The following is a 16,827-nucleotide window of genomic DNA, read 5'->3' as shown; positions in this document are numbered from 1 at the left end:
CTCAGAGTGCTTACGTGTCTCAAACTTCGGCTATGCTCAAACCAACTTCACCTGTATCGCAACCTAAACTTCTGCACTCTCTGACCCGCGTTGCTTCAGAGCTGCAGCACCAGCCTCTCCACCCTGTTACTTCAGGAGACTCACTCGATGGAGCCTGCTCTCGCCGCAGTCGCCGAAGCTTTGGTCCTCACCCCTTCCGGCCTGCGCTCCGATGCGCTCAGTCCCATGGAGACGCTGGCGCAATCGATCTCCACCATCGCTCCTACATGCTCTCCGACGATGACCATCCCGCTGGTCTTCGCTCTCGCGGGGAATGGAACGTGGCTCGCGTATCTGCTGGCCTCTGCGGCCATGCTGCTGATGGCTCTTACCCTCAGCCGCTTCGCACGTTACTCCGCTTGCTCCGGATCTCTCTACACCTACGTTGCTACGGGGCTGCCGCCGGTCTTTGGCGTCGTCACAGGATGGGCCTTGCTGCTGGCGTACATCGCGACGGGAGCTTCGGTCGCCGGAGGGTTCATCAATTACGGAAACGTCTTCGCTCTTTCTCTCCTGGGCAGATCCGTTTCTTCTGTGCTGCTCGCTCTCCTGTGCGTTGGAGGCGCGACGGCCATCGCCTACCGCGACGTCCAAGTGTCTGCACGCGTGATGCTCTGGATCGAAGCTACGTCGATCCTCTTCATCTCCGTCGTGCTCGCGCTGTTGCTTTGGAAGAACGGGCTTCACATCGATCACGCGCAGTTGCATCTGCAAGGTGTCAGCTCGTCGGGCGTTCGCCTTGCCGTGGTGCTTGCGATCTTCAGCTTCGCCGGCTTCGAGAGTGCGACCACCCTTGGCGCCGAGGCGGTCAATCCGCTGCGCACCATTCCCCGGGCGGTGATTCAGAGCGCGCTCTTCGCCGGTCTCTTCTTCATCCTCTGTGCTTACCTTGAGACCCTCGGCATGGATGCGGCGCATCAGAACCTCGGCGAGAGCAACGCGCCGCTGCGTGTCCTCTCGACTCTTGCGGGAGTTCCGTTCCTCGGTCCGCTGATCGACTTCGGGGCGATGGTCAGCATGTTCGCCTGCACGCTGGCCTGTACGACTGCTGCTGCCCGCGTTCTGCTACGCATGGCGCAGAACGGCCTTACGCACAAACTTCTAGGCACGACGCACGCGACGAACGCTACTCCTGGCCTCGCCGTCGTCGCCGTTGGCCTGCTTACGCTGCTGCCGGTTGCAGGGCTTGCCGCGCGTGGCGTTCCTGGAACCGAGATCTATGGATGGCTCGGCTCGCTCGCCGTCTATGGCTTCCTCACGGCTTATGGTCTCGCCGCGGTCGCGCTGCCTGTCTTCCTTCGGCGTGATCACCACCTTCCTGGCGGGACCCTGCTGCTCTCCATCGTCGCTACCCTGGCCATGCTGCTGGCTCTGGCGGGCACGCTGTACCCGGTGCCTCCCAGTCCCTACAACTGGCTGCCTTACTTCTACCTCGCCTACCTTTCCTGCGGCACGGCCTGGTTTGTCTTCTCCACCCGGCGTGCAGCTCTTGCCTGAGTATGTCGTCCTACCCCCCCGGGGGGTATTTGGGTGTAAGTGTTGGCACTGCTTCAGTAGCGGGGACTCAGTCGCTCCAAATTGTTGATTCCAAATCGCTTGTGTCCAAATACGTGAGCCGGCTTGAGTTACGGTAGTTTTGTTCTCCTTTTTGTTGGTTTCTGGTTAAAAAGCGAAGGCCCGGCGGGTGGCCGGGCCTATGTTTTTTACTTCTAGTTCTATTTTATGGGATGGACCAAAACTAGAGTGCCACTTTTATTTGCTTCGTTTTCAATGAGTTAAGTGGTTTTGGGGCTTGACATGCGTTTTTGCTGGTGTTTTGGGAAGATTTGGTTCGGTTGCAAGCTAAGAGCAGACAAAACAAAGGCAAAAACCAATACAGGGGTTCTTCGCTTCGCTCAGAATGACGGCGCAAGACAAGAACACTATGTGTACGGCGTGAGGAACGAACAAATCCTGGTTCTTGAGTTCTAGCGCCGGTACTCGCCGCTCTTGCCGCCGCTCTTTCGCAGCAGGACCACCTCGCGGATGCGGATTCCTTTGTCGAGGGCCTTGGTCATGTCGTAGACGGTGAGGGCGGCTACGGAGGCGGCTACCATGGCTTCCATCTCGACCCCGGTTCCTGCCACGGTGGCTGCCGTTGCTTCAATGGCGATGCCGCCTTCCACCACCGTCGCCTGCACGTCGACGAAGCTGAGCGCCAGCGGGTGGCACATCGGAATCAGGTCTGAGGTCTTCTTGGCTGCCTGGATTCCGGCGAAGCGGGCGACCTCCAGCGGATTGCCTTTCGGGTTCTGCGGAAGGGCGAGGAGCACTGCGTGGGATAGCTCTACGAAGGCTGCCGCGACGGCTTCCCGGTGGGTTGCGGGCTTGTCGCTTACGTCGACCATGTGGGCTTCGCCAGCCTCGTCGTAGTGCGAGAGGCGCTCCACTGGCAGGACTGGGAGCAGCTCGGGCGCGAAGTGAGACCGCCGCTCGAACTCGCCGAGTGTCTCGGGCGCATCGTCCCGTATCAGCTCGGAGGAGTACACGCTCTCTGGATCATCTCTTTCCATGCCCCAAGCCTATCGCACCTGTTGCCGCAGTGCATCCCGCGTGATGATGGCACCTATCGTCACGAGCGTCAACGCAAAGGGCAGAGGCAAGACAACCGCCAACCAGTGAATATTAACCAAAACAAACACGGGGTGAATCTTCAAGAGGAGTAACAGAGTCCAGAGCAGGGTCAATCCTGCTCCTATCGTGAAGATGCTGCCACCTAATATCCCAAGCCATACCTTCTTTTGGGGGTTGTCCATCGATAGCCCTCGCACGTTCCGCCGATGATTACCGCAACAGCACCGTAATAATATCTCCTCCTGCAAACCGCTCGCGGTCCGGAGGAAGGACGGCATAGCAGTTTGCGCGGGCGTTTGCTCCGAGGTCGCCTGAACCCTGCCATCCGACGATCTTTACCTCGGGCCGTAGGCGGTCGTAGCGGAGCAGGGCAGGGAGCACACGCGTCAGCTCCGGCCTTCCCGCGACGTCCTCCGCGAGGGTCGCCTGCACGAAGCGCGGCCCGGATACGCCTGCTCCGCACATTGCGCGAAGCAGCGGCTCGACGAAGCAGTGGAAGGTCACCTGCGTGGAGACGGGGTTGCCGGGGAGTCCGAAGAAGTAGCACTCCGGGCCTGCGCCGTTGCCGGTCAGGCGCTCGGGAAGTCTGCCGAAGACAACGGGTCTGCCGGGCTGCATCTTCACTCCGGTGAAGAAGAACTCCGCGCCGAAGTCTTCCAGGACCTCTTCGACCAGGTCGTACTCGCCCATCGAGACTCCGCCGGAGAAGACCATCAGATTCCACATGCGGCCTTGCGCCACACGCTCCCAGACCTCCTCGCGGAGATCCCGCGCCACTTTTAGACGGCCACCGAATCCTCCGGCCTCTTCGACCAGCGCCCTGAGGGCGTAGCCGTTGGAGTTGCGAATCTGCCAGGGCTCGGGGAGCTCGCTGACCTCGACCAGCTCGTCTCCGGTCGCCACCACCGAGACCATGGGACGGGCGAAGACCGCCAGCTCCGCGTAGCCGCAGGAAGCTGCGAGAGCGATCTCCGCCGCGTGCATCGGGGTTCCGGGGGAGAGGACCAAGTCTCCTGCATGAGCCTCCGCGCCGTGAGGCACTATGTTCTCACCTGCGCGCAGGGTGCGTCCGGAGATTCGCTGGATAGCGTCATTTGCCCGCTCTACGTGCTCCACCATGACTACGGCGTCCGCGCCTGCGGGGACGGGGGCTCCGGTCATGATCTCGATCGCGCAGCCGGATTCCATGGGGCCGCCGCGCCACTGCTCGCCGGCTCGAACCTGCCCGACGATCCGCAGGGGTGCTTGGCCTGTCATATCCGCGGCGCGGACTGCAAAGCCGTCGCGGGTGGAGCGGTCGAAGGGCGGCTGTTCGCGGTCGGCGCGAACCTCCTCGGCGAGGACGCGTCCCCGGCTGGACTCGAGCGTGACCCGTTCCACGGCAGGCAGTTTCACATGGCTGGCGTGCTCCAGCACCGTTGCGAGCGCTGTGTCGAAGTCCATCACTGTCGTCGGAGCCTGCCCCATCTTTGAACCTCCGTCTCCCAAAGGAAAAGGCCCCGAGCATGCCAGCCCGGGGCCTTTTTCCTCATTTGTTGTTACTTCTTCTTTGCAGGTGCGGCCTTGTAGGTGGACTTGATCTGCTCGCCGATGCCCGTCAGGATGCCCTTGACGTCCTCTGCGTGCGAACCCTCCGGAGCCAGCTCAAGGTAGGTCTGATACGCTTCGACGCAACCCGGAGGAGCCACGATCTTCTGTGTCTTCGGGTCGACGGTCGCCTTGGGGATCAGCGCCTGTCCCTTGATGTAGTACGCATCGGCGCGCTTCGGATCGGCTGCGATCGCCTTGTCCGCCGCGGTTGCGGCGTCGTCCATCTTGCCTGCGTTGTAGAAGGTCGCTGCCTCGTTGAAGAGATACATGCCAGCCTGTGCGGGCTGGGCCTTGGCGGCGTTGTCGTAGGCATCGGACGAGTTTTTGATATCGCCGATCTTGCCGTAGGCGGTTCCCATCTGGTTGTAGGCGGTGGCCGCGGTATCGGGGCTGGGCTTCTTGGAGGCTGCGTTCAGATCGACGCCCTTTTTATAGGAGGTCGCCGCATCGGTGTACTTCGCCACGATTGTAGGGTCGCTGGGAGACTTGCCAGCGGCCTTGGCTGCCTTGGCGTCCTGATCGGCTGAGCCAAGCTGCGCGTCGCCCAAGGTGATCCAGAGGATGGCTTCGTCGGGCTTGGCGGTGGTGGCTTGCTGCATGGCGGCGATCGACGCGGCGTAGTTACCCGCCTTGTTGTCGGTTCGCGCCTGGAGCAGAAGAGTGTTCAGGTTGGCGATCTTGGAGTTGGCCGCGACGGCTTCGGCGTTCTGCTTCTTGAACTCTTCGAGGGCCTTCTTCTCCTCGGGAGTCATCTTGTCGAGGTACTCCTTGCGGGTCATGTCGAAGTTGGCGGTCTTGTCGTCGCCTGCCGCCAGTACGAGGTTCTCGATGAAGTCGAGGCTCTTGTCGTCCTGGAAGACAATTGCGACGTAGTCGCCGGGGGTGATGCCCTTGCCGGCGAAGTTACCGCTTGCGTCCAGGGGGAAGGTGTAGGCGTACTTCCGGGTCTTGGCATCGGAGCTGCGATCGGTGGTGAGCCTAACCTCGCCCTTGGCGACCGGTTGTCCTGCCGCGTTCACTACGTGACCGTGGACGCTGGCCGGCGCGGGCTGCGCCATTACACGGTTCGGAGAAAGCATCGCAATCCCAGCCAGGAGCACCGCTGCCAGCATGCCACCCTTTTTGCCTTGCTTCATCGTCTGCTCAAAATGTCTCATCGCTAGTCTCTCTCTTTCTTCCTTCGCGCCCTGTGGTTCGGCGACGATAGCATTCGCTGCAAGCTCCGTCCGAAATCTGTGCCGGACGGCTACGTCTCAAAATCTGGCTCCAACTAAAATCCTAGGATGCCGAACCCACCTTACCGAACCGCATACGGTATCGGATCGACTGCTCCAGCCTCACGGAATGCGCGCAATCGAAGGACGCAGCTCTCGCACACTCCGCAGGCCTCCGTTTCACCGGAATAGCATGACCAACTTACATGGAACGGTGCACCCAATTCAACTCCCAGCCGGACGATTTCGCTCTTCCGCATCGCGATCAGCGGGGTCTCGATTCGAATATCGCCATCTTTGGTGCCTTGCTTGACCAGTTCGTTGAATGCTTCATAGTACGCTGGCCGGCAGTCGGGGTAGCCGGAGCTGTCCTGTTCCACCGCTCCAATGACCACTGTCTTCGCCCCGAGGACCTCCGCCCAGCTTACCGCCGCGGAGAGGAAGTGCGCGTTTCGGAAGGGAACATAGGTGACCGGGACCTCGTTCCCGATGGCGGCCTCCTCGGCTGGGGCGTCGGGAACGGCGATAGAGGCGTCGGTCAGGGCGGAGCCGCCGATGCGCCGGAAGAGGTCCATCTTCAATGCCATCAGCTCGCGTACGCCGACCTCGCGCGCGATCCCCTGGGCGGACTTGAGCTCGCGGGCCTCGGTTCGCTGGCCGTAGCTGAAGTGAATGGCGTAGACCTCGTAGTCCCGCGCCGCCAGCGCCGTGCAGACGCAGGAGTCCATGCCACCGGAGAGGCAGACTACGGCCTTCGGCTTCGATTTCATCGTGGTCCTCCGTTCGAGGAAAATAGGAGCTCCAGTGCGCCGTCCTCGTCCTCCAACCGCACCTGTAGACGAACGCGGAAGGTCGAGGGCATAAGCTGATTTACATTCTCCCCCACCATGAACGTCTCCACTCCGGCTGCTTCGAGCATTCCCCGCGCCATCTGGGCTTCTACGGGATCCTGAAAGCGCCCCACCGTCACCAGGCCCTCGGGCGGCGTCGGCTCTGCGTCTCCTTCAAAGGAGAACAGCATCTTTACTTGGCCTCGTACGATTGCAGGTGGAAGGTGATGGTTCCGAAGAAGAGCCGTGCACGGATCTGCACCGGCATGTGGCGGGCGTCGTCGGTGTACCAGATCCAGATGTTGCCGCGATTTTTTACGATACCTTCATCCGCGGTGGGCTGGACGCGGATGGTCTGGAAGGTGCCGGCGGGGGTCTTGATCTCTTCTTTGGCTTCGACCTTCATGGTGACGGTCACCGTGCGCATGGCATCGGCGAGGGGGAAACGGATCGGCTGTCCGAGGACCATCGGCTGCGAGGCTGCGTAGAAGATCGCCGAGAGGGAGTCCGTCACGCAGGCAGGGATGGAGGCCTGGAGGGTCTTCTGTGTGCCTTTGACGAGGTTCTTTTCAGTCTGATTCTGTTTGCCGGCGGGGTAGTCGAAGCTGAGGTCGCCGGTCACTTTGCGCCGCCCCTCTTGTAGTTGCTTGCTGAATCCGATGGAGCAGCCGGTCCTGGTGTCGAAGGAGGACTGGAAGGTGTCGACCACCGGGAAGAGCATCGTGATGGTCCCCACGGAGTCGGCCGTCGCGGTGATCTTCTGGACGGGGCCTACCTGCTCCAGGTGGAAGACCGCCGTACCTGCGGTGAAGACGCGCCAATCGACCGTGAAGTTTAGGGTCTGTTTCTGGGGGAAGACGTATCCCGGCATGGGGGGCTGGAGCGTTGGGATCTCTACCGGCGGGGCCGGATTCTTCGCGCCCAGTCCGAGGATTTGGGCGGATATCGATCTTGTACCGTGGGCGGCCAGCGAAACTGCCAGGGCAGCGGCCAAAATTACAGTCTTACGCTTCAGCAAAGGGCATCACTCGCGTCGATCTGGTTTTTAGAAGTCGTGACAACTCCAGCCCTCTCATCCTAATCCCTTGACCCGACTTCGGCTAAACGGTGGGAATGATGCCACGCTGCTGGAGGACCAGCTTGATCGCCAAGGCGGCGTAGATTGCGGCTGCCCCAACCCCGGCGTTGTACTCCCGGTGGTGCAGATAGAGTTTGGACGAGAAGGCTCCGGCGACGTCATCCGTGGCCGCCGGGGACCAGCGTGGGAAGAGCCGGGGGACGGCCCTCGCGTAGGCGTCAAATCCCGCAAATTGCTCACGGAGATAGGTTTCCTCGCCCCGGATGGTCGGCCAATAGATCGCCGCGAAGAGGGCGGCCAGGGTGATCAGGATCACCCAGCTTCCTGCCGCGCCGGCAAATCCAAAGGCGATCAGCATGCTTCCCATGTAGAGAGGATTTCGGGTGTGCGCGTAGGGTCCGGTCCGGGTTAGCTCTGTATTCTTCCGTACATAGCCAGCCGCGTAGCCTCGCAGCCAGACTCCCGGAGCTACCAACAGCAGACTGGCCAGCATCGTCTGCCAGGTGGGCCGGGCGAGCCATAAAAACACCGCCGCGAAGACAAATCCCAGCGGCACACGGATCCTACGGGCGATCTTCTGCCACCGCGTTCGTTCACTCAACGCTGCACCTCATCCTTGCCAACCCATCCAGTCTCTCCCAGATCCTGCTTGAGCACCGCGAGACAGGCATCGAGCACCTCATCCACCTCGATCTTCAGCAGTCCCTGGTCGGGAGGCGTGCGCCGGGTGTGGTCGGTGACGCTAGAGGGATCGCGCAGGACCCGTCCCGGAATCATCGTCCCAACCCCATAGGGTCCGGTTCGCGCCGGATCGGTGGGGCCGAAGATCGCCACAACGGGCCGCTCGACCACCGCAGCCAGGTGCAGCGGTCCCGTATCTCCTGCAATCACAAGACTTGCGCGGCGCATCAAAGCGATCATCTGACCAATGGAGGAGGGAATCGCTACGGCGGAGCCCTTACTCGATCTTACGAGAGCATCTACGGTGGCGTTCTCCGGGGCGGAGGCGTTGACCAGGACGGCATATCCGGCACGTCCCAAGGCGGCAGCCAGAGCGCCGTAGCGCTCCACCGGCCACTCCTTTGCGCCCCATCCAGCCGTCGGGGCGATCACTACGAAGCGCCCATCGGGGGCTGCCCGAGACAGCAACTCATCGCACCAAGTCTCTGCGGCGTCGTCGACCGGCAGCGCTACCGATGTGGGCCGCAGCGCCTCGCCGACGGCGCTGCCCAGCAACTCGCACCCCTGCTCGACCACATGGGCTGCCGTAACTGGGACCCGCTGCTCGTAGAACATCCGCGCCAGACGCTCCCGCGGCTCCTCACGTCCCACAAACTGTCCCGCTCCCGCCATACGCCCTACCACCGCCGAACGGATCAGCCCCTGCATGTCCACGCACAGGTCGAACCGTCCCGCCCGCAGATTCCGCCGCAGCGACATCACATCCGCGAACGTCGCTCCCGAGACAGGACGCCGCTTCCACTCCCGCGTGCGAACTCCGTGCCATCGATCCACCAACGGCATCTTCGGGCTGCGAAAGCTCCCGGTCGACTCTCCGGCTACCTCCAGCAGCTCGCTCCACTGCGGTTCGATCGCCCAGGCGATCTCCCACTCAGGATGCAACTTGCGCAACGCCGCCACCGCCGGCATCGCATGCAACACATCGCCCATCGCCCCCGTACGCACAATCAACACACGGAAGGTTTGTTCATTTACCGCCACCAAAATACGCTCCATCGACCAAGTAACAATCTTCTCACGCCAGAGGACCCACCTTTGCGGCTGGGTTATCCCCCTTTATTGCCAAGCTATTTTTCTTTATCGCCAGGTTAATTAAGTTTCAGCGCCAGACCTTCCGTCCTCGCCGCCGCTCCATCGCCCTCACCCTGGCGATCATCCTGTCCATGGCCGCTCGCTCGTCGAGCAGCTCCAACTCCAGCCTCGCGGTGATCACAAGTCCTATCGTCTCGAGACGAGCGCGCATCGCATCGGTCAACTTCACGGCATCCTTCTCCGTCGTAACGAAGCCGTCCGCTCCACTCTCTGTCGCGGCCTCGATCAGCCGGGACATATCCGCATCGGCGTAGGGATGATGGTCCGCGAAGACCACACTCGTTGCCGCGACCACCCCGCATGCGGCCAACATCGCTGCGAAACCTTCGGGGCGGGCAATTCCGCAGAACGCTACGGGACGCTCGACCTTTCTTGCGGCTGTGTCTCTCGTACCCCCGTCCTGCAGAAGCGTGAGCCCCCGCCGCACCACCCATACCAGCGGAGCCCGTTCTCCTCGTCTCAGGCTCTCAACCAAGCCTTCGGTCGAAGCCAGCTCCTCCTCACGCAGCACGATCACATCCGCATCCCGCAGCGCGGCCAGCGACTCACGGAGGTTCCCCGCCGGTAACAGCGTGTCCTCCATGTCCTCCCGGGTCAGCAGCACCACATCGATGTCGCGTCCCAACCGCCAGTGCTGGAAGCCGTCGTCCAACAGATGCACCGCGATCCGGTTCTCGTCGACGTCGTTCTCCGCCAGCAGCCCCGCCTCGTACCGGTTCGCGCCCACGAAGACGGGAGCCCCGGACCGCCGCGCCAGCAGCATCGGCTCGTCGCCGTACCAGGCGGCATCGCCCTCGGGGTTCACTCTCTCCACTCCGTTCGACAGCCGCCCATACCCGCGCGTCAGAACTCGCACCTCGTAGCCCCGCCGCGCAAGGCTCTGCGCCAGCAGCAACACCACTGGAGTCTTGCCAGCGCCTCCGGCGGAACAGCTTCCAATGCTGATCACCGGAGCCTCCAGCCAGTGCCGGCGCGTCAGTCCCCAGCCAGAAAGCTCGCGGCGTAGCCTCGTCACCGCCCCATAGACCGGGACCAGCGGCCACAGCCACGGCCTCCTCGCCCTCTTCCTGGCGGCGTTCACCGCTTCGCTCCGACCAGATCCAGCAGCACATCGACCGTCCGTTCCGTAGCCCCCGCCTGTGCCTCGAATACCACTCGTCCACGTCCTCCCATCGCCGCAGCGCCCTCGCGGTCGCACAGCAGCTCCATCAAGACATCAGCCAAGCCGCTTCGCTCCACAATCCGTATCGCCTCAGCCTCCTGCATCGCCCCGACGATCTCGCGGAAGTTCGCATACGACTCCCCCATCACCACCGGAACTCCAAACTGCGCGGGCTCCAGAGGATTATGGCCTCCCTTGGCTACCAGACTGCCGCCCACGAACGCCACGTCGGCCACTCCATAGACCGCCGCCAGATCTCCGATGGTATCCAGCAAGACGATCTCGACCAAGGAAGCAGGTGGGATGCTCTCTGTATCGGCAATACGGTTCGACGGGATATTACCCGTCAGATTACTCGCCTTCCTATAGCAAAACTTTCCCAACACACTCTCAACCTCCGCAAACCGGTCCGTATGGCGCGGGGCGAGCACCAGCATCACGTCGAGTTCCTGCCGCGGCGCTCCCTGCCATGCCTGAAGGACGATCTCATCCTCACTGAGCGCATCGTCCTTCGTGCGGCCAAGCGTACTGCCCGCCACCAGCACCGGACGTCCTGCGGCCATCTTCCGGATCGCGTCTGCCATACGGTTCTCCTGCGGAGCCCGCACGTCGTACTTCAGGTTTCCCGTCACACGCACCCGCTCCGCCGCGACGCCCATCCGGAGCAGCCTCGCCGCAGTCTCCTCGCTCTGCGCCAGGAACACCGTCACCTCCCGCAGACGCGGTCCCCAAACCCGCCGCAGACGCATATAGCGAGGAAAGGACCGATCGCTCACCCGCGCATTCACGACCGCCAGCGGAATCCCGGCGCGCTTGCACTCCCGAATCATGTTCGGCCAGAGCTCGCTCTCCATCGTTACCACGAGCTTCGGCCTCAGCGCCCGCAGATACCGCCTCACCAGCACCGCAAAGTCCAGCGGCATGTAGAAAACCGCGCACTCCGGAAAGCGCTTCCGCGCCAGAGCCTGCCCCGCCTGTGTGGTCGTCGATACCGCCACCGCCAGTCCGGCTTGCTGCAGCGCCTTCACCAACGCAGTCGCCGCCAGAACCTCGCCCACACTCACCGCATGCACCCAAACCAGCCCGCGCCCCTGCTCCGCAGCTTGGCTCCCCGCTACCGTCACCCGCTCCGGAGTGCGCCCCAGCCGCTCCGCGAGCCCGGCGCGGTATCTTCCGCTGGTCATCATCCGCACCAGCCAGTACGGAGCGCCTACTACCAGTGTCAGAAATAGCAGCAGGCTGTACACCGCCATCAACCTGCTACCTTCCTGCGGTTTACCATCGTCATATCGAGGATGATAATCAACCCTGCATGAACGCGTATCGTAGGACCCCCACGCTTCCCGACTCTGCGCGCCTGCTCGTACTCGCCGCGCTCGCTCTAGCCTCCGTTCCCACCGCTCAGGCCGCCGACAAAAAAGCCCCTCCCGCCAAGCCAGCGCCGGAGTACGCGGCCTTCGATGCCCACCCCAACGAGCACGTCACCATCGCGGCCGAGCCCTGCGACGACCAGAAGCAGTGCGACTTCTTCCGCCTGCCCTACGTCGCTCACTCCCTCATCCCCATCCGCATCATCATCACCAACGACAGCGACCAGTCGCTCACGCTCGACGACGCGCGCTTCCAGTTCATCTCCGCCAACAACGACAAGATCCCCGCCGCCGACCTCGAAGAGATCAACCGCCGCATGTTCACCTTCAAGAGCGCGCAGGGCACCAAGATTCCGCTTACGCCTATCAAGATCCACCACCCACCCATCGACAAGAAGGTCACCCAGGACGACGCCGACTTCGGCTTCAAGACCACCGTCGTCCAACCCCACAGCACACTGGCTGGATACCTCTTCTACGACATCAAGGCGCTCGAAGATCCCGCCCTCAAGGACGCGCAGATCTACATCAAGATGATCTACACCGCTCCGACTGCCAACGCCGCCGACAAGCACCAGCTCTTCGCCTTTACCATTCCGCTCGACAAGTGGCTCTCTGGCCGGCCGAAGACGATCGACACCAACCGCTAACCCATGCTGACTATCCGCCCTGCCACGCCGCACGACGTCCCCCAGATCCTCACCTTCATCCGCGAACTCGCCCTCTACGAGCGCGAGCCTGACGCCGTCGTCGCCACGGAAGCCGATCTCCTGCGCGATGGCTTTGGACCCACGCCGCGCTTCCAGTGCGTTATCGCCGACCACGAAGACGCCCCCGCAGGCTTCGCGCTTTACTTCACCAGCTACTCCACATGGCTGGGACACCACGGCATCCGGCTGGAGGACCTCTACGTCACCCCCGCCAAACGAGGGCAGGGAATCGGCAAAGCCCTTCTGGCCCATCTCGCCCGCATCGCGGTAGAGGAGGGCTGCCCCCGGCTGGAGTGGGACGTCCTAGCCTGGAACGCCTCTGCGATCGCCGTCTACGAGTCCATCGGCGCCGCCACCCAGACCGAGTGGCGCATCATGCGTCTCTCCGGCGAAGCCCTCCAAACCCTGGCTCAGCAGGCGGGATAACGGTCTCCTAAGCTTTTTCACAAAAAAATAACGGCAGGTGTAATGTTCCCTCTGCTCCTGCGTCAGCGCTATGGAACGCACCTCATGGCGTTCAAGGAGAAGAACATGCAAACGACGAAAAAGAGCATCTGCCCCTGTGGACCATCCTGCGAGTGTGGCCCGATCTGTGTCTGCCCGGAGTGCAACCTCCCGGTCAGCGACTAAACCGCACTCCAGCTCATCCAACAAGCGAAGGAGTGAGGGCAGAGGCGATGCTCCTGCCCGCCTCCCCTGAACCCATGTCTGAAATCGTCCTCAACTCGCTGCTCGACCTCCGCCAGCAGTTCCTCGGCTTCGTCCAGCGGCGCGTCAACGACCGTGCCACCGCGGAGGACATCCTTCAGAGCGCCTTCCTGCGTATCCTCGACTCCGCCGGGCAGTTGCGTGAGAACGACTCCGCAGTCGCGTGGTTCTACCGCATCCTCCGCAACGCCATCATCGACCACTACCGCCGCCGCGCCTCCGAGGGAGCCGCCCTCGAGCGCTGGGTTCAGGAGCTGGAGACCGAAGTTCACCCCGACCCGCTCCTGCACGACACGGCCTGTCAATGCATCGCGCATGCTCTCGATATGCTCACCCCTGCTTACGCGTCTCTTCTACGCGAGGTCGATCTCGGCGAAGTCACGCTCTCCAACTATGCCCACTCGCAGGCAATTACGCCCGGCAACGCCGCCGTCCGCGCTCACCGGGCACGCGCCGCCCTGCGCAAACAGCTCCTGCGTTGCTGCGGTGTGTGTGCCACGCATGGTTGCATCGATTGCACCTGCGCGTTTCCTTTGGCTGCGACGGAACAGCGGTCTACTTAGGCTGTAACGCCGCTGCCGGCAGGGCCAACAACTTGCTCACCAGCACAGACAGCCGCTGAAGATCGCCGGAGAGCTCCTTGGCCAGTGCCTGCGCGTCACCGCCGCTCCCGCCTTCGGCTGCGAGATACACCACGTTGGTCAAGCTCTGCAGGGGATTGTTGATGCTATGTGCCAGCTCGTTGGCCATCGCGGCTGCGGCTGCAGCCGTGGCCTGCCGCATCAGCAGCTTCTGTTGGCCTAGCTGTCGTACGCCCATCGCTGCAAAGTCGGCGAGCACCTCTATCATGCGAAGGTCGTTCCCATCGAACGCCTCCGTCCTCCCATGCGCCATAATCCAGATCGTGCCGCGCATCTCCTCCACCTGCCAGGGGATCAGGATGCCGTCCGTTACGGTCGGAGCCTCCGTACCCATCAACTCGAAGAAGCGTTGCGACACCCGAAAGAGCTGCGGCTGTCCGCGCTCCAGGCATACGCCGCACGCGCTCGGATAGCGCGGAAGCGTCGCATTCAAAAAGCCCGAGTACTGGCCCGCCGTCGCGACCCACTGGTAGAAGTGCTCGTCAGTCTTCTGCTCCTGCTCCATGCTGATGCCTGCGCTGTCCGCACCACACAGGGCGACGGCAGCGTTCACCAGCTCTTGCAAGACGGTCTCGGGACGTTCGACAAAGGCACGCGCCAGCCGCTGCATCCCTTCGAGCTGCGTTGCAACATCGCGGACGTGCAACTGCCTCTCCGCAAACGCAGGGTCACTGCGGAGATTGATCACTTCCAGACCGGTATCTGTCAAAGTCGAAACGACCGTGCTCATCTCAACCTTTCTATCGCGCGTGCCGATCAGGTCTCTTCGCCTCGGGAAGATCGACCGTGTGAATGCATGCGCAGCGATTCCTTCTCCAAACATTTTAGAGCAACGGGAATACCGGGTAGATCTTTATATGGGACGGCGCGCAGTGGAAGGGGTCTCCTCAAAGAGAAATCTACAAACCCAATGACCTAAATGGTCGCCTTGTTGGGTTTGGAGCGAGTGCGCAAGACTATGCGGTCGGTCTTCAGACGACACGCTCGTACCGCTCATCGCCCAGAAGTCTCCAGCGAATCCCGTCCGCCTCCTGCCATGGATGGCGACGGGCCTGCTCGTCTATTGCTTGCTCACTTCGAGCACTGTAATCGCCATCTCCTGGTTGCCCGGAACAAGCTCCAGCCCCAGGGTCTCTTTGAGGACGGCATTCAGGCTGTCGACGTCTCCTCCGGCAACTTTGAACCTCGCATCATAGGCGCCGTCGATGCCTGTCTCGTTCAGTACGGGGTTCTCCAGCCCAGTCGCCAACACATAGGCAAGATCGTCCATCGTTCCGTTCATAAGAATAAAGTTGCCGTGCCAGTAGCCTCGCTTCACCCCATGGGTCGAAGCCGACGGACTAAGTAGCCTCTTACTCGCATCGGTGGCCCGGAGAATATACGCTGGCCTCGTCAGGGTCTTCGGCTGGATCTGCAGATGCAAGGCGGCAAGGACGGCCTGCCGGACCACCGCATCGTTCAGGGTCTGCGGCACGCCAGTAGAGTTCACGCGGACATCGTAGCGCCCTGCTGGCAGCGGGTCTTTGAGCACATAGTGACTCTCAAATACGTCGAGTACGTCTGTGATAAGGCTATCGGCGTCCATTCCAAGCAAGTCTGTTCCGGTTGGCGGATGTTTGGCGATGGACGTCTTCGCATCGGGCAAAGCCTTGCTGACAGACACGGCAAACAAAGGGTTCTCGGCGTCCGTGCGGGAGGGAGCGCTCGTCTCGGTGATCTCCAGCATCGGTTTGAAGGCTACGTCTTTTCCTGCTGCCACTGCCCGCAGATCGTCGGCGTTCACCGACTCAATATCCGTGATCGCGGCAATCTTCCCGTTTCGATCCACGATGATGGTCGTCGGCCTTGCTTCGACTCCATACAGAGTGAAGACGCCGCCTGAAGCATCGACGCCAGCCCAACCCGACATCTTCTTCTTGGTTAAAAAGGTTTGTACAGCCTTCAGGTCCTCATCATCGATGGAGAGGAACTGGAACTTCGCCGGATCGAGCGACTCCACAAGCTGATTGAGATGCGGAAGGCTCGCCACGCAAGGAGAACACCAGGTGGCCCAGAACTCCAGCACCACAACCTTACCCTTCAGGCTCGCCCAGTCCGCTTTCGCTCCCAAGGGGGCTTGCAGCAGCTTCAGAGTATCCAAAGGAGGAGCAGGGGCGCCCTTTTTCGGATACGCCCAAAGCGACGCCGTTCCTAGCAAGGCCGCAACAAGAGTGGTCAGGATGCCTCGCAAGGCCACGCGAACGTGTATGCGCTCAAATATTCGCTGCATCTCTCCTCCTCCAAATGAATTCCATAACCGCATAGCATCAGAATCAGGAACAGAGAAGCCACAACGCACAGGATCTCCGCTGCAGGAAGGTCTCCTGCAGCTACCTATGTAGCATTCATTATAGATCGTCGTCAAATATCTTCGACATGGGGATTTTTCCCCTATCTATGGGCTTTCGCCAGGAACGACCTTCAGTGGATGAGAGATTCGCCGATGCGTGTCTCAGGCCTTGACTATCCCAAATAAAGCGTCAACTTGCACCATCTCCGTCGGTGGCTGACAAGAATACTGGCAATCACGCATTCCCTGACAACTTGAATAATCACGAAGTAACAGATAAAGGCTTACACTTCGGACGATGGCTATCGATCGTAGCGTTCCGTTGGTTCTCTCGAAAGAAGACCCTATCCCTGCCTGCGATCAGAGCATTGCGCTCGCGCATGAATTCCTCGAGAGCTGTCTCAATGACACGGGAAGCCGTTCTGATCTCATCAGCCTCTGCATTGCAATGGACTTCAAGTTTGCCCGGTATGCGGAACACCGCGCCCACTGCCCCCACTGCCGCTCCTCCGCACAGCCAGGCAAATAGCTGATCCTATCCAGGAACTCCCTGGTCTGTGAAAGGGATGGCTCCCCTCGAGGTACTTGACGCACCCGTTACAATAGAAACAGGGGGCAAGACCAAATTCAGGTTCGGTCTGCTGCGCGATGTGTCGCGTAAGTATCGTGCATGGAATGACTTGCGAAAGGTCGTTCAAGTAACGGCGATG

Annotated in this window: 17 protein-coding genes; 4 read left to right on the top strand and 13 right to left on the bottom strand. The window is 61.6% G+C overall.

The window, feature by feature from the left end:
* Positions 1-147 precede the first annotated feature (147 nt).
* Positions 148-1,536 (top strand): APC family permease, encoded by a 1,389-nt coding sequence (locus tag HB393_RS15195; RefSeq protein ID WP_213806039.1) that lies wholly within the window; start codon positions 148-150, stop codon positions 1,534-1,536.
* 470 nt (positions 1,537-2,006) lie between these two features.
* On the opposite strand, the gene moaC is transcribed toward HB393_RS15195, so the two are convergent.
* The 11 genes from moaC to HB393_RS15140 all read right to left on the bottom strand — a co-directional run bounded on the left by moaC (position 2,007) and on the right by HB393_RS15140 (position 11,612).
* Positions 2,007-2,474, bottom strand: a complete 468-nt coding sequence (gene moaC, locus HB393_RS15190; RefSeq protein ID WP_255551205.1) for a cyclic pyranopterin monophosphate synthase MoaC — start codon at positions 2,472-2,474, stop codon at positions 2,007-2,009.
* 126 nt (positions 2,475-2,600) lie between these two features.
* Positions 2,601-2,834 (bottom strand): hypothetical protein, encoded by a 234-nt coding sequence (locus HB393_RS15185; protein WP_213806038.1) that lies wholly within the window; start codon positions 2,832-2,834, stop codon positions 2,601-2,603.
* 28 nt (positions 2,835-2,862) lie between these two features.
* Entirely contained in the window at positions 2,863-4,119 is a 1,257-nt protein-coding gene (gene glp, locus HB393_RS15180) for a gephyrin-like molybdotransferase Glp (RefSeq protein WP_213806037.1), read from the bottom strand.
* A gap of 71 nt (positions 4,120-4,190) precedes the next feature.
* Positions 4,191-5,399 (bottom strand): carboxypeptidase-like regulatory domain-containing protein, encoded by a 1,209-nt coding sequence (locus HB393_RS15175; RefSeq protein WP_255551178.1) that lies wholly within the window; start codon positions 5,397-5,399, stop codon positions 4,191-4,193.
* Positions 5,400-5,539: 140 nt separating this feature from the next.
* Complete coding sequence (queC, locus tag HB393_RS15170) at positions 5,540-6,226, bottom strand: 7-cyano-7-deazaguanine synthase QueC (RefSeq protein WP_213806036.1); 687 nt, start codon at positions 6,224-6,226, stop codon at positions 5,540-5,542.
* Positions 6,223-6,477: a DUF2007 domain-containing protein gene (locus HB393_RS15165; RefSeq protein WP_213806035.1), complete on the bottom strand. Its 255-nt coding sequence runs from the start codon at positions 6,475-6,477 to the stop codon at positions 6,223-6,225. Before HB393_RS15165 ends, queC begins: the two co-directional genes overlap by 4 nt.
* A gap of 2 nt (positions 6,478-6,479) precedes the next feature.
* Positions 6,480-7,304, bottom strand: a complete 825-nt coding sequence (locus HB393_RS15160) for a DUF3108 domain-containing protein (RefSeq protein ID WP_213806034.1) — start codon at positions 7,302-7,304, stop codon at positions 6,480-6,482.
* An 82-nt stretch (positions 7,305-7,386) separates the two neighbouring features.
* Positions 7,387-7,965, bottom strand: coding sequence for an isoprenylcysteine carboxylmethyltransferase family protein (locus HB393_RS15155; RefSeq protein WP_213806033.1), 579 nt, complete (start codon positions 7,963-7,965; stop codon positions 7,387-7,389).
* Positions 7,962-9,086 carry a lipopolysaccharide heptosyltransferase I gene (waaC, locus tag HB393_RS15150; RefSeq protein WP_345945221.1) on the bottom strand — a complete coding sequence of 375 codons (1,125 nt, stop codon included), beginning with the start codon at positions 9,084-9,086 and terminating at the stop codon, positions 7,962-7,964. Before waaC ends, HB393_RS15155 begins: the two co-directional genes overlap by 4 nt.
* A 118-nt stretch (positions 9,087-9,204) precedes the next feature.
* Positions 9,205-10,278: a tetraacyldisaccharide 4'-kinase gene (gene lpxK, locus HB393_RS15145; RefSeq protein WP_213806031.1), complete on the bottom strand. Its 1,074-nt coding sequence runs from the start codon at positions 10,276-10,278 to the stop codon at positions 9,205-9,207.
* A complete protein-coding gene (locus HB393_RS15140; RefSeq protein WP_213806030.1) occupies positions 10,275-11,612 on the bottom strand; it encodes a 3-deoxy-D-manno-octulosonic acid transferase in 1,338 nt (445 codons plus the stop codon). The genes lpxK and HB393_RS15140 overlap by 4 nt, the downstream gene beginning before the upstream one ends.
* Positions 11,613-11,671: 59 nt before the next feature.
* Here HB393_RS15140 and HB393_RS15135 point away from each other — a divergent pair, with 59 nt between their 5' ends.
* The 3 genes from HB393_RS15135 to HB393_RS15125 all read left to right on the top strand — a co-directional run bounded on the left by HB393_RS15135 (position 11,672) and on the right by HB393_RS15125 (position 13,710).
* Complete coding sequence (locus HB393_RS15135) at positions 11,672-12,379, top strand: hypothetical protein (RefSeq protein ID WP_213806029.1); 708 nt, start codon at positions 11,672-11,674, stop codon at positions 12,377-12,379.
* A gap of 3 nt (positions 12,380-12,382) precedes the next feature.
* Positions 12,383-12,865 carry a GNAT family N-acetyltransferase gene (locus tag HB393_RS15130; protein WP_213806028.1) on the top strand — a complete coding sequence of 161 codons (483 nt, stop codon included), beginning with the start codon at positions 12,383-12,385 and terminating at the stop codon, positions 12,863-12,865.
* A 251-nt stretch (positions 12,866-13,116) separates the two neighbouring features.
* The gene (locus HB393_RS15125) at positions 13,117-13,710 is read left to right on the top strand and encodes an RNA polymerase sigma factor (protein WP_213806027.1); all 594 of its coding nucleotides are present in this window, start codon (positions 13,117-13,119) and stop codon (positions 13,708-13,710) included.
* Here HB393_RS15125 and HB393_RS15120 read toward each other — a convergent pair.
* Both HB393_RS15120 and HB393_RS15115 read right to left on the bottom strand, forming a co-directional pair.
* Positions 13,703-14,518, bottom strand: coding sequence for a GAF domain-containing protein (locus tag HB393_RS15120; RefSeq protein ID WP_213806026.1), 816 nt, complete (start codon positions 14,516-14,518; stop codon positions 13,703-13,705). The two genes, HB393_RS15125 and HB393_RS15120, sit on opposite strands and share 8 nt — an antisense overlap.
* A 330-nt stretch (positions 14,519-14,848) precedes the next feature.
* Positions 14,849-16,057, bottom strand: a complete 1,209-nt coding sequence (locus HB393_RS15115; RefSeq protein ID WP_213806025.1) for a redoxin domain-containing protein — start codon at positions 16,055-16,057, stop codon at positions 14,849-14,851.
* Between the last annotated feature and the right edge of the window lie 770 nt (positions 16,058-16,827).

This window comes from Granulicella sp. dw_53 (genome assembly GCF_018449545.1).
Taxonomy (GTDB): domain Bacteria; phylum Acidobacteriota; class Terriglobia; order Terriglobales; family Acidobacteriaceae; genus Edaphobacter.
Note: the sequence above shows the minus strand (reverse complement) of the source record. Positions and strands in the feature narration are given on the sequence as shown.

Bases quoted from the DNA above. Each gene is read 5' to 3' on its own strand.
- HB393_RS15195 (WP_213806039.1), top strand. From the start codon at position 148: ATGGAGCCTGCTCTCGCCGCAGTCGCCGAAGCTTTGGTCCTCACCCCT.
- HB393_RS15185 (WP_213806038.1), bottom strand. From the start codon at position 2,834: ATGGACAACCCCCAAAAGAAGGTATGGCTTGGGATATTAGGTGGCAGC.
- glp (WP_213806037.1), bottom strand. From the start codon at position 4,119: ATGGGGCAGGCTCCGACGACAGTGATGGACTTCGACACAGCGCTCGCA.
- HB393_RS15175 (WP_255551178.1), bottom strand. From the start codon at position 5,399: ATGAGACATTTTGAGCAGACGATGAAGCAAGGCAAAAAGGGTGGCATG.
- queC (WP_213806036.1), bottom strand. From the start codon at position 6,226: ATGAAATCGAAGCCGAAGGCCGTAGTCTGCCTCTCCGGTGGCATGGAC.
- HB393_RS15165 (WP_213806035.1), bottom strand. From the start codon at position 6,477: ATGCTGTTCTCCTTTGAAGGAGACGCAGAGCCGACGCCGCCCGAGGGC.
- HB393_RS15140 (WP_213806030.1), bottom strand. From the start codon at position 11,612: ATGGCGGTGTACAGCCTGCTGCTATTTCTGACACTGGTAGTAGGCGCT.
- HB393_RS15135 (WP_213806029.1), top strand. From the start codon at position 11,672: ATGAACGCGTATCGTAGGACCCCCACGCTTCCCGACTCTGCGCGCCTG.
- HB393_RS15130 (WP_213806028.1), top strand. From the start codon at position 12,383: ATGCTGACTATCCGCCCTGCCACGCCGCACGACGTCCCCCAGATCCTC.
- HB393_RS15125 (WP_213806027.1), top strand. From the start codon at position 13,117: ATGCTCCTGCCCGCCTCCCCTGAACCCATGTCTGAAATCGTCCTCAAC.
- HB393_RS15120 (WP_213806026.1), bottom strand. From the start codon at position 14,518: ATGAGCACGGTCGTTTCGACTTTGACAGATACCGGTCTGGAAGTGATC.
- HB393_RS15115 (WP_213806025.1), bottom strand. From the start codon at position 16,057: ATGCAGCGAATATTTGAGCGCATACACGTTCGCGTGGCCTTGCGAGGC.